Source organism: Lentzea waywayandensis (assembly GCF_900115955.1).
Taxonomy (GTDB): Bacteria; Actinomycetota; Actinomycetes; order Mycobacteriales; family Pseudonocardiaceae; genus Lentzea; species Lentzea waywayandensis.
On the sequence record NZ_FOYL01000006.1, the window covers coordinates 394,514 to 408,577 of the forward strand.

The following is a 14,064-nucleotide window of genomic DNA, read 5'->3' on the forward strand; positions in this document are numbered from 1 at the left end:
GTATGTGGGGCGGCTCACATCGTGGAGTCGAATTGTGAATAGTTCCTGAGGCGTCGTCAATGATTCGCGGCTAATTCGCGATAATGTTCAAGGGTGTGAAAAGTCAGATATGTGAATTAGGAAAATGGCACCGTTTGCAGAAGTCTGTTGCGCCTGCTCGTGGGCCTGATTGAATCGGGGTCCGGTGTCGGGCTGTGTCGATGCATGCTGGGGTTCTCGGGCTCGCGGTCGGGGGTTTGCAGGATGTTTCGCGGGCGGTCACCGCGATCATCGCGGCGGTCGTGGACTTGTCGATCCTCGGGCTTCTCGTGGCGACGGGGCATCCCGCCTGCCGAGCCTGTCCTGCCTGGTGACCGGTGCCCGCCCTGACGTTGGTGATGACGCGGGCGGAGACCGAGCGCGGCGAGGATTTCCGTCATCCAGCGCGGATCCGTGCGGCGTCCCAACGAATACCCGGTTCCGATCTCGTCGTACAGCTTTGTTTCGGCCACACCTGCCCTCAGGTGATCGGCGTTCTTCCAGAGGAGCGATACCGGTGATGCCAGCGCTGGTGGAATCGAAGTTGTTGGCACCGTGGCACCTGCGGCAACACTTGAGTCCTGTGTGAACTGTTCGGTGTCGATGTAACGAATGTGACGCAAGGCCCCGATCACCGGGGCATGTTGGTCAGTCTCACGCGCATCGGCGCCTCCCGGCAGGGGCTCGACAAGGCGTTCGCTGTCGTCGGAACCACCCACGACGCGGCGGCGCACGCCCTCAGCCGCGCTGATCTCCGGCTCGGCGGCCGGCAGGTGGGCGTGACCGCGGGGACGCAGGGGTTGTTCTCGCTCAGGCTGCCGCTGAGCTGGCTCGGCACCCGCCCTGCTCGCGATGACCTGTTCACCGAACTCGGCACGCTGCTCGACGCGGTGGCGGCGATCGTGGAACGCGCGGGCGGTGCGCTGGTGTCCGCCGGGGTGGCGCCGCAGCGCACGAAGGCGGTGCCCGGCGGTGACGTGCATGTGCTGGAGGTGCTGTCGTCCGTCGAGCAGGAAGTCCTGTGCAACGTGCTGCGCAGTTGGGTGCCCACGCTCATCGCACTGACCGGGACCGGCACCACCACGGGCGCCGCGCCGCCGGATCGGATCGGTTCGCGGTGGCTGGCAGGTTCGAACGCACACCTCTCGACGCGCTTCCTCGCGTCGACCGCGCGCAACCACCTGGACCGCGTGAAGGCGGAACTGCGGCGCAAGGACGGCGTCGCGCAACTGGATCGGATGGACGTGTCACCGGCCGACCTGCCGGACGGCGGACTGGCGGTGGTCGTCAGGTGCACGGACGCCGCGGTGACGCTGGCGGGGGTGCGGGCGCAGGCACTGCTGATGAGCGCGCTCGCGATGCATGCCAGAAGGCTGGTGCGCGACGGCAGGCGCGCGGGTCACCAACCCCAGAGGCTCCTGGAGGAGAACCGGGCCCGCGCGATCACGGACGGCATGCGCGCGAGGTTCGAGGTGGAGGACCGCAAACGCGGATCCGTGCGAGGAAAACGCCCTGCACGGGAGTCCGCGAGGCGGCTGCTGCGCGACCTGTGCGTCGAGTTCCGCAACCTGGACGCGGATCCCGCGGAGCTGGCGCCGTTCCTGCTGGCACTGGACCTGCCGGGGCTGGGCCTGCGTGGCGGGGCCGCGGAACGGGACCTGCTCGCGCGCTGGGCCGGCGCAGGTGACGCCGAACTGCTGTCCCGCTGCCGTTCCGCGCTGACCAACCCCGCGCCTGGGGGCCCGCTGCTCGCGGAACTGACCTCGTCGGCGCCGGGCCGGGTCGCGGTGGTGCTGGGGGAGTGGCGGCGTGGCATCGCCGAAGCGGGAACCGGCCGGGCGGCACGGCGAGGTGACGAGGCATGACAGGGCACGACGTCGAACTGGTGCTCGACCTGCGCGAGTTGACGAACGCGCCGGGCACCAAAGAGGAGTTCGCCGCGCTGTGGGCGGATCTGGAAATCGCGTTGACCGGGCAGGACCTCCAGCGCCGCAGGGTGCATTCGCTGGACGGGGCAGGCGGCACGGTGCGGCTCGAGGTCGTGCGGGCGGGTGCAGGGGTGGTCGGGGCGGACACCCGGTTCGCCGTGGTGGCCGTGCGGGAACGCGCGGAGATCCGCTATCGGTGCAGGCACTGCACCGGGAAGGCCGAGTACGCGCCGTTCCTGTGCTCGGTCTGCCCGTCCGACGGCAACGACAACCGCGTGTGCGACCGGCACGTCGTGATGCTCGACGGTGCTCTCATCGCCACGTGCCAGGACCATCGGCCCACCTGTCAGGCGTGTCCGTCGGCCGCCGTGTTCCGGTGCACGGGGCGGGCCTGCCAGAGGGCAAAGGCCTGGTGCGGAACGCATCGCAGGTCGCACCCGAAAGATCCGGACCTCGCGTTCTGCCCACCGTGCTTCGAGGAGGCGTTTCCCCGCTGCGAGAGTTCGTCGTGCGGTGACCTCGGATCGGTGCGGTGCGAACACCTCACCCGCGACTTCCGCCGGTGCGCCCGCAGGATGTGCACCCAGCACGCACACCGCTGGCAGGTGTTCGGGGGTGAACGCGTCGGGCTCGGCCGTTGCTCCGCCCACCGCGCCGTCAAGTCAGCGGCGCCTGACGAGGTCTTGTTCCAGATCGTCGGCGGCGCGGCGCGGCGCAGGCACAAAGAGCGGCAGCCGAGCCTGAGCGGGTTCGGGTACACGCTGCGCTACTGCGAGCACGCGGCGCTCGCCAAGGACCTGCCCGCTGTGCACCGGATGTTGCGGGCGTTGGAGCGCGAGGTCGTGAGGAACGCCGTGACGACGGCGGCGATGGCCGAGTCCTGGCAGGCCTGGGACCGGCAGCTCAAGGAGGCGCTGGAGGACCGCGCGGAGGGCGAGCGGTTGATCGCCGTGCTGCGGCCGCTGGTGCACTCGCGGCTGACGCAGGAGATCCAGCTCGGGGAGTACAAGCGCGCGAGCGGCGCGCGGAAAGCGTTGCTCTTCGTCGAGGTGCCGGACGACCTCGCCGGTCTCTTCTACGGGAAGAACAGGGGCAACATCGCGAAGTACGAGAAGGCTCTGGGAGTCACGGTGAAGCGGGAACGAGGCGACCGGTGAGGCGATCGACTGTCGCCGCGTCGGGACCGCACCGGCTGGTCGCCGTGCCGGGTGGCGGTGCTGTCACGGGAACCCGCGTCGGTGTGCCGGTGGGCGCGGGCTCAGGCGCCGGGGTGCTGAGCGTTCGTTCCGGGACGGGCTGGCTGCAGGCGGCGGTGCTCGCCACCGAACTGGCCGAGGTGCCGGCGAAGCACGTCGCCATCGACGAAGACCTTGCCGCGCAATGGGATCTGGACGTCGCGGACCGGCAGCGGTGGCAGCTCGACCTGGTGGACGCGGTGCCGGTCGGCAAGCTGGTGCTGGAACTCGCGACCGAACGCGAACCAGGTGAAGCGGCCCGCGAGTTCGCACAGGCCGGACTCGTCGGAGAACTGCTCTGGGTGCCCGCCAAAGGCACGGACTTCTCGGTGTCCGTGAACGGTGTGCCGCACCGCGTGCACGAGGTCGACGCGGGCGGACACCACGAGGTCGTCGCCCGCATTACGAAGAACACCGTCGTCGAGCTGTACGCGCCCGCGTCCCGTGCGGGCGTCGACGTGGTGGTCCTCGCGGACACCAGCTTTTCGATGCAGATGCAGGACCTGCCCGCCGTGCGCGCGTCCGCGTGGGGCACGTTCACCACGGGCGAGCAGTGGATCACCCGCGTCGAGGCGTTGCGGGAGTCGTTGCGGGACCTGCTGGAGATGCGCACGCGTGTCTCCGGGCGCGTGTCACGGCTCGCCCTGCTGGAGTTCAACGGCCAGGTGCGACAGGTCTTTCCGCACCAGCCCGGCATGGTGCAGCTCGACGCGGACTCGCCGGCCCCGCTCGTGGACGACTTCCGGCGCGCGGTCGCGTCGATGAAACCGTCCGGCAGCACGGACATCGGCCAGGCGCTGCACGCCGCGGCCAATCTGCTCCACCGCAACGGCAGACCGGGCAACGAGAAGCTCGTCGTGCTGGTCAGCGACGGCGCGAACTGGGTGCCCAGGGGTGAGTCCGGCACCGGCGAGATCGTGTCCGCCGTCAAGGAACCGGTGAGCCTGATGGAGCACCTGCACCGCGACCTCGGCATCCGGCTGCACGCCGTGGGCATCAGCGACGAGAACCTCTATCGCAGGCGCGGCGGCGACATGCGGAAGGCCGAGTACGTCCCCAACCACACGTTGCTCCGCGAGCTGGTGAAGGTCGGCGGCGGCGATTCCACCACGGTCGGCGGGCTCGACGCGCTCGCCGGCTACTTCGGCGGACTCGGCGGCGGCATCGTCCACCGCGTCCAAGGCCGCCTCACCGCGGCGCCGAAACCCGGCCCGCTTCCCGAACGCACCCGCACCGCGCTCCAGGCGCTGCGGCACACCGGAACCGAGGACTGGGACCGGCACCGGGAGGAGCTGAAGGCCGGCATCACCGAGCTGGCCGGTCGGTGCGACACGGAGTTCCAGCGCAGCCACGGCCAGGACGTGTGGGTGGACCGGTTCGTGCTCCAGCTGTCCGGCCGGGAGTTCGGCTCGCTCGTCGCGGACGTCGCCGGTGCCGCGAACTTCCTCGTCCGCGTGTCCAGAGGACTGCGTCCGCAACCGGACCACGCGGCGTTCGCCCCGCTGGTCGCGCTGCTCGACGAGCTGCGGTCGATCGGGGAGAACGGCGGCGTCGACTACGGCCGGGTGACCGGGTTGTGCGGTAAGCGTGCCGACTCGCCGGGCAGCGTCCAGGTGCTCGTGATGCGCCGCGTCCACGACGTGATGACCGACGTCCACCGGGCGCTGTCCTCCGCACCGGCACCCGTGATCGTGATCGCCGCGCCGGCGAGCACCGCACGACCCGCGTCCTCCTTCGTCTACCGGAACTGAGCTCGATGACCACCGTGGGAATGAGGGTCGGGCCTGCCGGGGCGCCTGACCACTACGAGCTCTGCGAACGGGTCACCGAGGGCGGCGAGGGCGAGATCTGGCTCGCCACGACCGCACGCGTCAACGAGATCGACCGCCGCTGGGCCGTGAAGGTGTTGCACTCGAGGCATCTCGAGCAGAACCAGCACGAGACGCCGGACCAGGCGCTGGCCCGCTGGTACCGGAAGGCCGAGGAGGCACGGGAGGAGACCAGCCAGCTCGCTGTCCCCGGGGTGGCCGGCGCGTCGACGGTGTTCATCGGTGCCGAGCCGCACGAACCGGGCAGAGCGGGTGATCGTCACACGCTTTACGTCGTGTCGCGGTGGATCGATGGTGACGACCTGACGCGATGGGTGCGCAAGGCCAAGCCGTCCTTCGCGGACGTCTGCGTCGTCGCTGGCAAGCTCGCCGGGATCATCGACTCGATCAGCACCGGTCCGCTCGCCGTGCACCACCGGGACATCTCGCCCGCGAACGTCATGGTCGACGAGAAGGGCGAGGTGCACCTGATCGACTTCACCTCGGTCGTGCCGGCCAGGAGCGGTCCGACCACGACCGTGCGCACCTACGGCTACACCGCACCCGAAGGCGGGAACAAAGGCACCGCCGAAGCGGACAGGTACTCGTTCGGCGCGGTGATCCACTTCCTGCTGCTCGGCCTGCCGCCGAGGGAGAGCCACGCGGCGGTGACGTGCCGGTCCGCGTTGCGCAGGGCCAACTTCCCGGCCGAGGTCGCGGACCACGTCGCCGAGTTGCTCGTGGAGGACGCGAAGCGCAGGCCGAAGTCGTTGCGCGACTGGGCCGCCCGGCTGCGGGCGATGATCGACGCGGTCGACGCGATGCCGGCGCGGTCACTGGTGGTCGACCTCGACCTGGCACTGGACGTCACCGGGACACCGACCATCGCGGCGATCGGCGACTCGGTGCTGTCGCGGGCCCGGCTCGCGGTCGGGTCCACCGGAAAGCTCGTGCCGGACGCCGCCGCACCGTCGTTCCCGCAGTACGTGAGAGTCGGCGTCGACGGAGCGGGCGAGGTCGTCCAGTTCGTGATCGACAGCGCCCGTGCGATGTGGATCGGCCGCTCCGGGCAGTGGCGGCAGGCAGGGGAAGCCGTGCCGGCGGGTGGGATCGCGGTGCTCAGGCGGTCCGACGGCTCGGTCACGGCGTTCGTCGTCGATCCGTTCGGCCTGCTGACCGCCGTCACCGCCGAGGTCGGGGGAGGAGTGCACCGCGCAGATCAGCACCTGCACGTGCAACGGGTGCTGGCGTCCACAGTGGACGCTGATGGGCGCCCGGCGACGGCGGTGGTCATGCCGGACGGCGAGTTGGCGGTGGCGTGCGAGGACCGGCGGGACAGGCTCGGCGTGACCGGTGTGGCCGCCGCGGGACTGTGCCTCAACACCTACGGCGAGCTCCAGTGCCGGTGCGTGCTCGGCGGCGGCCGGCAGATCGCCGTTTTCGAGCAGCAGTACGGGGAATGGGCCCGGACGAGTGTCGCGAACGCGCCCGGACGTGCCGCGGACATCGCGTGCGTCGGCCAGCGCGACGGCGTCACCGTGGCCGTCGCGGGTGATGACGGGCTGTGGGTAGGTGAGGACGGCGCATCGTGGCAACGGCTGAGCGACGAACCCGCGCACCGCGTCGCGCTCGGCATCGGTGCCGCGTGGCGACTGCGGCTCGCCGCCGTGGTTGCGGGCCGGGGCGTCGTCGCGAGTGAGGGTTTCGACGGCAAGTGGCCGCCGGGCCTGCGGAAACTGTGATTAGGAGAGACGTTGGTGTTCAACGAGTACGTGTACGCGTCCCAGAACAAGGTGCGGCAGTTCGTGCCGGTCGACGAGTCCTGGTGGTCGCGGCTGCGGGTTCGCAAGATCGCGGGCAAGGTCCGCGTCGCTCCTCTGGAGACCTCGGTGGAATTGGAGCCGGTCGGCGCCACGCTGTCGGACGGTGACCTGGAGCAGTTGGTCGAGCACCTCAGCGCGGAGTCGCGGTGGTACCGGGACGACGACCTGATTCCCGGGACCTGGGTCCACTTCGAGGGCAGGATCGGCTGTCAGGCGTTGCCCGAGGGCGCGGCGATCTTCTGCGAGGCGGGCGGTCTGGAGAAGACGACCACACGCATCATGCTGCACGGCTCCGCGGCCAACCTGCTGGGCACGACTCCCTCCGTCGCACCGGAGGGCAGTCGCTTCTCCCACTTCGGCGCGGCGTCGTCGGTGGTGGAGTCGGCGCTCGCGAACGCCGCGCTGCCCGTGGGGGAACAGAAGTTCTGGGGCCCGTTCGGCCGGAGCAGGGGCCAGGTGCCGGGCTCGGCGCTGGCGGAGCACGTCGGCACGCTGTTCCGCGAGGTCGCCTGTCACGACTGGTACTACGACGAGTCGCCGTACCTCGCGGGATGCGCGCGGGTCAGTGCCGTCGTGCGTCCACAGGAGTTGCCGTTCGCCGTGGTCGTGGCCTCTCCGCTGTTCGTACGGCATTCGCACCCGTGACCAGGTAGGTGCGGCCCGTATTGGCATTGCGATCGGGTTTGTTACAGGTCCGGAGTGGTCAGTTCGTGGACATTTCTCGTTATTCCAGATCGGATGGGATCGTCTGCTCGGACATTTCTCGTGAGCCGGTAACAGCAGAGCGGGTTTCTCGATAGTCCATCCGTGAGTCGGGCGTACCGACACATTTCCTGAGTGGAGGATGGAGAATTCGATGACGTCTGCTGTCGAGTACTCCGACCTCGGGCAGCTGGGTGCTCAGCTCGGGCGTGGTGGGCAGGCTGTCGTGTGGGACGCGCCGAACGCGAAAGTCCCCGGCGTGTCGGCACCGTTGGTGTACAAGGAGTACAAGCAAGCGCCACCGTCCGGTGCGGAGCTTCGCAAGATCGTCGGGCTGCGCGCCAAACTGTCCGGAGCGGACCTCGATCGGCTCAACGAGCTGACCACCTGGCCGTTGCGCGTAGTGGAACGCGCGGGCGTCGCCTGTGGAATCCTGATGCGCCGGATTCCGGCCGAATTCGGTGCCGAAATCCCGGTTCTCAGCACTGGTGGCACGAAGTGGATTCCGCGCGAGGTGCAGTTCCTGTTCATCCCGCCGGATCGGCTCGGCGGGCCGAGGATCGGCTGGCAGGTGCCGACCTGGGAACAGCGGCTCGGAATCTGCCGGGACTTCGCGGAGTTGCTGGACTTCTACCACGAACGTCTCGAAGTCGTGTTCGGGGACATCAATCCGAAGAACGAGCTCTATCGGCTCGACGGCAGGCCTTCGGTGATGTTCATCGACTGCGACGGCGTGCGGTCGATGAGCCAGGTCGCGCGGAACGTCCAGCTCAACGTCGACGACTGGCAGCCGCCGGAACGCGGCCCGCTCACCAGGCTCAGCGACCGGTACAAGTTCGGCCTGTTCGTCCGCCGGACGCTGCTGCCGGACAAGCTCACGTCCACCGCGACCGACCCGGCCGCGATCGCGTCCGTGCTCGACCGGACGGGCACCGACCTGCTCACCAGGGCGATCACCAAGACCGCCGACCCGAAGCAGCGGCCGTCCGCGGGCGAGTGGCTGACGTACTTCCGCCGGCTGCTCGGCGAGGACATCGACCCGCCCGTCCTGATCGAGACGGAACTGGACCGGTCGTTCGTTGCTCTGGGCAACCCGGTGCAACTGCGCTGGAGGGCGACGGACGCGGTCACGCTCGATGTCGTCGTCGACGGCAAGAAGACGTCGGTCGACGCCCGGCCGGGCAGTGGCGTCGTGCAGCTGTGGCCCGACCGCACCACGCACATCGCCGTGACGGCGGCCAATTCCCTCGGGACCGACTCCAGGGTCGTCGGTCCCGTCGCGGTGATCCCACCGCCGGACGTGCTGCGCACCCCGGTCGTCCTGCCGGACCTGCCGCCGGTCACCGAGTTCATGGGCTCGCTCCCGCGGACCTCGTTGCCTGATCTGCCGGACGTGGTGCCGCGGGCCCGCCTCGACCCGTTCGACGTCGCGCCGGCCGGCCGCGGGTTCGGCTGGCCGGCGCTCGACGTCGCCCGATTTCCGTTCGACCTGAACGAACTGCTGCTCGGTGGCCCTCCGCTCGACGGGCTGCTGGCCAACTCTGAGGAAACGACATGAGTCTGCGTCACGCGCTCGCCGTGCTGGCGGGCGCTCGTCCGGAGATCCTGACGAAGGCTCCCGGCGATCTCACCAAACAAGCCGTGATGGGCGGTGTTCTGCTCAGCACCGCCAGTCTTGCCGGTGTGGCCGCGTTCTTCGCCCTGTCCAGCACCCTTGAGCTGGCGTGGTGGATCGCCGTGCCGAGCGCGCTCGTGTGGTTCGTGATCGTGCTCAACCTGGACCGGCTCCTGGTCGTGACGCTCAACACCGTGTCGGGCTGGAAGGTCGTCTGGGTGGCGGTGCCCCGCGTGCTGATGGCCGCGGTGATCGGCACGGTGGTCGCGACCCCGCTGGTGCTGCGGATCTTCCAGCCGGAGATCAACGCCGAGCTGGAGAACATGCGGTTCGAGGCCGCGGCCCAGGTCCAGGTGAAGGTCAAGGACGCGTACCGCCAGGTCGACGAGCTGGAGAAGCAGGACAAGGAACTGCGCGACATCATCGACGGGCGCAACCCGATCTCGGTGTCGTCGGACGCCGACGTGAAGGCCCTGCAGGCCGCCTACGACAAAGCACAGGACACGTACCTCAAGGCCGACGGCGACGCCCAGTGCGAGCTCGACGGCAAGTGTGGCACCGGGGTGCCCGGTGTCGGCGAGTCGTACAACTCGAAGAAGGCCGCCGCCGACCGGGCGCTCAGGGCCCGTGACGACGCGAAGCGCAAGCTCGACGACAAGATCGCGGAAGTCACGAAGCGCGTCCAGGACGGCTCCAGTTCGGCGGCGGAGGACGCGAAGAAGAAGATCGGCCCGGTGCAGTCCGACCTCGCGATCGCCCAGGAGCGCAAGCGGAAGGCCGAGCAGCAGGCGCTCGACGCGCAACAGTTGAACAAGGGCCTGCTCGCCCGGCTGGAAGCGTTGGACCGCCTCACTGACGGTCACGCGTCGGCGACCGCGGCCAAGTGGTCGTTGAGCCTGCTGTTCTTCCTGATCGAGGTCCTGCCGGTGATCACGAAGCTGCTGACCATGTTCGGTAGCAGGACCCTGTACGACCGCGTGCTGGAACGCCACGACGGCGACGACAACCACCTCGACGAGGTGCGGTCCGCCGCGAAGCGGCAGCAGGACGAGGTCGAGGCGGACGCCGTGCTCCAGCTGGCCAAGCAGAAGTCGGATGCCCAGGTGCGCACCGCACAGGCGGCCGTCGACGAACTGGTCGTGCAGCAGTCCCGCATCGCGATGAACGCCATTCACGTGTGGGCGGAGGTGGCGAAGCTGCGGTCCGACGAACAGCTCGACGAGTGGTATCGCGAGCACGTGGGATCGCACGTCCCGTCCCGGCGCGGGCCCTCACCCGCCATGTCCACCACGCTGCCCGCGTTCTCGCCGGTGGAACCCGCCGAGATCACCGCCGAGATGCCGAAGGTGAACGGGTCGAATCCCGCCTCCCAGCATCACCAGCCCTGACACCACAGACCAGAGAGGTAGGCCATGGACGGCGAGAAGGGGAAGCTCCTTCCGTTCTACATCGTGATCGACGTGTCGTTCTCGATGACGCTCAACGACAAGCTGGACACCGCGAACCGGATCATGCCCACGGTGACCGACGCGGTCGCGCAGGCACCGATCCTGTCGGACAAGGTCCGGTTCGCGGTCGTCGACTTCTCGGACGACGCGCAGGTGCGGATGCCGCTGTGCGACATCCTCGAGGAGGGCGTCCAGTTGCCCGCCCTCTCACCGCGTGGCGGGACCTCGTACGTCGCCGCGTTCCGCATGCTGCGCAACCAGATCGCGCAGGACGTCAAGCAGCTCAAGGCCGACGGGTTCGCCGTGCACCGGCCGGTGGTGTTCTTCATCAGCGATGGCGAGCCGACCGACCACAGGGCCGACTGGGAGGCCGCGTTCAAGGACCTCACCACCTACGACAAGGGCACGCTGACCGGGTTCTCCATGTACCCCAACGTGGTGCCGTGCGGTGTGGACGACGCCGATCCGACCGTGCTCCAGACGTTGATCCACCCGGCAGGCGGCCCCAAGCCGATGCGGATGTACATGCAGGACAAGACGAAGATCGACGCCGGCCAGGCGATCGCGGCGATGGCCGAGGTGCTGATCTCCAGCGTGCTGGCCTCCGGCGAGAGCATGGCGCAGGGCAACTCGGGCATCATCCTGCCGCCCGACGAGGACCTGCCACCCGGCCTCGCGTCCTACACCGCCGACGACGACTTCGTCTGATGGGTCTGTTCGGCCCGAGATCGGGCAGCCAGGCAGGGATCGCCTCCGTCGAGGGGGAAGCGGCCGAGATCGAACCCGGCGAGGTCGACCACCCCGACGTCAATCCACTGGCCGCGTCCGGACCGCCGGGGAGGCACAGCGCCGAGCACTTCGACTCGTGGGTGGGCGCGTTCGTGCCCTACGCGGTCGGGGACCCCGGCCGGGCGGCGACCGAGGTCGTCCCGGTGCCGGACCCGCAGGCGTGGCACCGTCGTGACTCGGTGTTCGACGGCTTCGTCGTGGGGAGACCGGACGGCACACCTGTCGCCGAACTCCGCGCGGCCAGCCTGCGCGGGCTCTCGCACCGCTCGTTCGGCCGGACCAGGCAGGACGAGTACGCCTACCAGGTCACCCCGGACGGCCGGTACCTGGTGCTGTGCGTCGCGGACGGCGTCTCCTCCGGCCCGCGGTCGCACCACGCCGCCGAGGTCGCGGCCAGGACCGGGGTGACGCTGCTGGTCAACGCGCTGGAGGACGCCGCGCCGGAAGCGCTCGACTGGGACCGGCTGGTGGGCGCGGTCGCGGGCCACATCGTCACGTTCGCCCGCAAGCGCCTGCCCGGCGGCGAGCAGATGGACGTGTCGGAGATCGTCGGCTGGATGGCCACCACCGCCACCTACGCCGTGGTGGACCTGGCGAACGAGGAGATGGAGGTGTTCTCCGCGTCGGTCGGCGACAGCTCCGCGTGGGTGCTGTCCGAGCGCGGATGGGAACCGGTGGCGCAGGTGAAGAACGACGGTGCCGCGGTCGACAGCTCGTCGGTCGGCGCGCTGCCGATGGTGCCCTCGCGGCCGATGCCGAGCCAGCACACGCGGGTCCGCGCGGGCGAGGCGTTGGTGCTGATGAGCGACGGCGTCGGTGACCCGTTGCGCACCGGGGAGGGGGAGGTGGGCAGGTTCCTCGCCCAGGCGTGGCGGAGGCCGCCGCACGACCTCGACTTCGCCGCCCAGGTCGGCTTCCACCGGCGCAGCTTCGACGACGACCGCACGGTGATCGCGGTCTGGCCGCTGCGGCGATGAACGAGCTGGCGGTGCCCAGGCAGTCGCTGGGCGGCCTGGGACCGCTCGTGGGACAGGGCGGTCAGGCGAAGGTCTACCTGGCGCCGGACGTGCGCTTGCCGGACGTGGCCGGAGCGCTGGTGTTCAAGCACTACCGCCCTGGACAGGCACCGCCGGGCGGGTTGCGCGCGCTGGTCGGCAGACGACTGCGCATGACCGCGACCGCCCGGCGGCGCCTCGACCTCTGCACCGCATGGCCGGTGCGGACCGTGGAGGAGGACGGCGAGGTGTGCGGGGTGCTGATGCCGTTGATCCCCGAGGACTTCTTCCACCCTCGGGTGCTGCCGAGCGGAGTGCGCGATCGCGCGTTGCTGGAGTTCCAGCACCTGTTCATCGACCCGTCCCGAGCCGGACGCTTCGGCATGCCGAAGCCGAACCTGCGCACGAGAGCGTTGTTCTGCAGGGACTTCGCGAGCGCGATGCACTTCCTGCACTCCAACGAGCTGGTGCTGGGCGACATCAACGCGAAGAACGCGGTGTTCCGCCTCACCGCGCGTCCCTCGGTGCGTCTGATCGACTGCGACGCGATCCGCGTCCGGGGCAGCGCCGCCGTGGTGGCCCAGCTCAACGCACCGGACTGGGAGCCGCCGGAACGACGGCTGAGCCAGGCCACCGACCTGTACAAGTTCGGCCTGCTGGTCCTGCGCACGCTGTGCCCCGGCACCGGCGCGAGCCTGCTCCGCGACCCCGCGCACGCCAGGGGAGTGCTGGACGGCGCCGGTCTCCAGCTGTTGAGCAGAACGCTCGGCGACAACCCGGAAGGCCGTCCGTCCGCCAAGGACTGGGGCCGCTACCTCGACGCCGAATTCGACTTCGACAGGCTCTCCAGAGGCACGGCCGACGGCACCCGAACCTACGGCTGGGTCCGGGAACCCGGCACGAAGAAGTGGGTGCCGGCGAGTCCCCATGGCGTCTGAATCCTGCGTGTGGTGCAGCCGCGCACCGAGCGGCCGGTATGAGATCTCCATGCACGGCGAGATCACGTGCTCGTCCCACGGCGTCCCCGCACGCTGCGGCTCGTGCACCAGACCGAGATCTCCCGGCGCGGGCTGGACCGCGACACCCCGTCTGCGTTGCCCGACCTGCGCGGCCGACGCCGTGGACACCCAGGAACAGGCCCGCGCGCGCATCCAGCACGTTCGCGCCCAGATGGCGGCCCTCGGAATCACTCTGCCCCAACGCGTTCGCGTACGTCTGGTCGACGACCTCCCTCCTGATGGAGACAGCACGGTCGTCGGCATGACCCACTCGTGGCAGCACTCGACGACCGTCGCGGGCATCGACGTGGTGCGGGGCCTCACCCGTGCGCGGTTCGGGGCGACCGTCGCGCACGAGATCGGTCACGCCTGGCTCATCCAGCGCGGAGCACTCGTCACGGACCCGGTGCTCGTCGAAGGCACCTGCGAGGTCTTCGCCTCGGCGTGGCTGAAGCGCCAGCCTGGTTCCTACCCGGGCGCCCTGCGCGAGGCCATGTGGACCAACCCGGACCAGGTGTACGGCGAGGGGTATCGCCGAGTGCGGGAAGCCGTGGTACGCAAGGGAATTCACCCGGTTCTGCACTCGCTGTGCACCTCGGGAACCCTGCCGTGAGACCGCGCGGACGATCGTCGGTGAGCTCGGCGAAGAACCAGCCCGGTCACGATCGCGTCCGGCCGCAGGACCGTGGTCAACGCCCGATACGT

12 protein-coding genes are annotated in these 14,064 nt (G+C 69.6%); 11 read left to right on the forward strand and 1 reads right to left on the reverse strand.

Annotated features, from left to right (window positions below; translation table 11 throughout):
• Positions 1-116: 116 nt before the first annotated feature.
• Positions 117-653, reverse strand: coding sequence for a hypothetical protein (locus BM417_RS47940; protein ID WP_177320588.1), 537 nt, complete (start codon positions 651-653; stop codon positions 117-119).
• A 6-nt stretch (positions 654-659) separates the two neighbouring features.
• Here BM417_RS47940 and BM417_RS25080 point away from each other — a divergent pair, with 6 nt between their 5' ends.
• From BM417_RS25080 to BM417_RS25130, 11 genes are all read left to right on the forward strand, one after another.
• Positions 660-1,883, forward strand: coding sequence for a hypothetical protein (locus BM417_RS25080; protein ID WP_093599015.1), 1,224 nt, complete (start codon positions 660-662; stop codon positions 1,881-1,883).
• Positions 1,880-3,103 carry a hypothetical protein gene (locus tag BM417_RS25085; RefSeq protein WP_093599018.1) on the forward strand — a complete coding sequence of 408 codons (1,224 nt, stop codon included), beginning with the start codon at positions 1,880-1,882 and terminating at the stop codon, positions 3,101-3,103. The genes BM417_RS25080 and BM417_RS25085 overlap by 4 nt, the downstream gene beginning before the upstream one ends.
• Complete coding sequence (locus tag BM417_RS25090) at positions 3,100-4,932, forward strand: VWA domain-containing protein (protein WP_093599021.1); 1,833 nt, start codon at positions 3,100-3,102, stop codon at positions 4,930-4,932. Before BM417_RS25085 ends, BM417_RS25090 begins: the two co-directional genes overlap by 4 nt.
• Before the next feature lie 5 nt (positions 4,933-4,937).
• On the forward strand, positions 4,938-6,731 hold the full coding sequence (locus BM417_RS25095) for a serine/threonine protein kinase (RefSeq protein WP_093599024.1): 1,794 nt from the start codon (positions 4,938-4,940) through the stop codon (positions 6,729-6,731).
• Between the two features lie 15 nt (positions 6,732-6,746).
• Positions 6,747-7,457 (forward strand): SAVMC3_10250 family protein, encoded by a 711-nt coding sequence (locus BM417_RS47945; RefSeq protein WP_093599027.1) that lies wholly within the window; start codon positions 6,747-6,749, stop codon positions 7,455-7,457.
• Between the two features lie 211 nt (positions 7,458-7,668).
• Complete coding sequence (locus BM417_RS25105) at positions 7,669-9,072, forward strand: protein kinase family protein (RefSeq protein ID WP_093599030.1); 1,404 nt, start codon at positions 7,669-7,671, stop codon at positions 9,070-9,072.
• Complete coding sequence (locus tag BM417_RS25110; RefSeq protein ID WP_093599033.1) at positions 9,069-10,517, forward strand: DUF4407 domain-containing protein; 1,449 nt, start codon at positions 9,069-9,071, stop codon at positions 10,515-10,517. The genes BM417_RS25105 and BM417_RS25110 overlap by 4 nt, the downstream gene beginning before the upstream one ends.
• 24 nt (positions 10,518-10,541) lie before the next feature.
• On the forward strand, positions 10,542-11,285 hold the full coding sequence (locus BM417_RS25115; protein ID WP_093599036.1) for a vWA domain-containing protein: 744 nt from the start codon (positions 10,542-10,544) through the stop codon (positions 11,283-11,285).
• Positions 11,285-12,343 (forward strand): protein phosphatase 2C domain-containing protein, encoded by a 1,059-nt coding sequence (locus tag BM417_RS25120; protein WP_093599039.1) that lies wholly within the window; start codon positions 11,285-11,287, stop codon positions 12,341-12,343. The genes BM417_RS25115 and BM417_RS25120 overlap by 1 nt, the downstream gene beginning before the upstream one ends.
• Entirely contained in the window at positions 12,340-13,299 is a 960-nt protein-coding gene (locus tag BM417_RS25125; protein ID WP_093599041.1) for a hypothetical protein, read from the forward strand. Before BM417_RS25120 ends, BM417_RS25125 begins: the two co-directional genes overlap by 4 nt.
• 49 nt (positions 13,300-13,348) lie before the next feature.
• Positions 13,349-13,972: a protein DA1 gene (locus BM417_RS25130; RefSeq protein ID WP_218164551.1), complete on the forward strand. Its 624-nt coding sequence runs from the start codon at positions 13,349-13,351 to the stop codon at positions 13,970-13,972.
• The last annotated feature ends 92 nt before the right edge of the window (positions 13,973-14,064 follow it).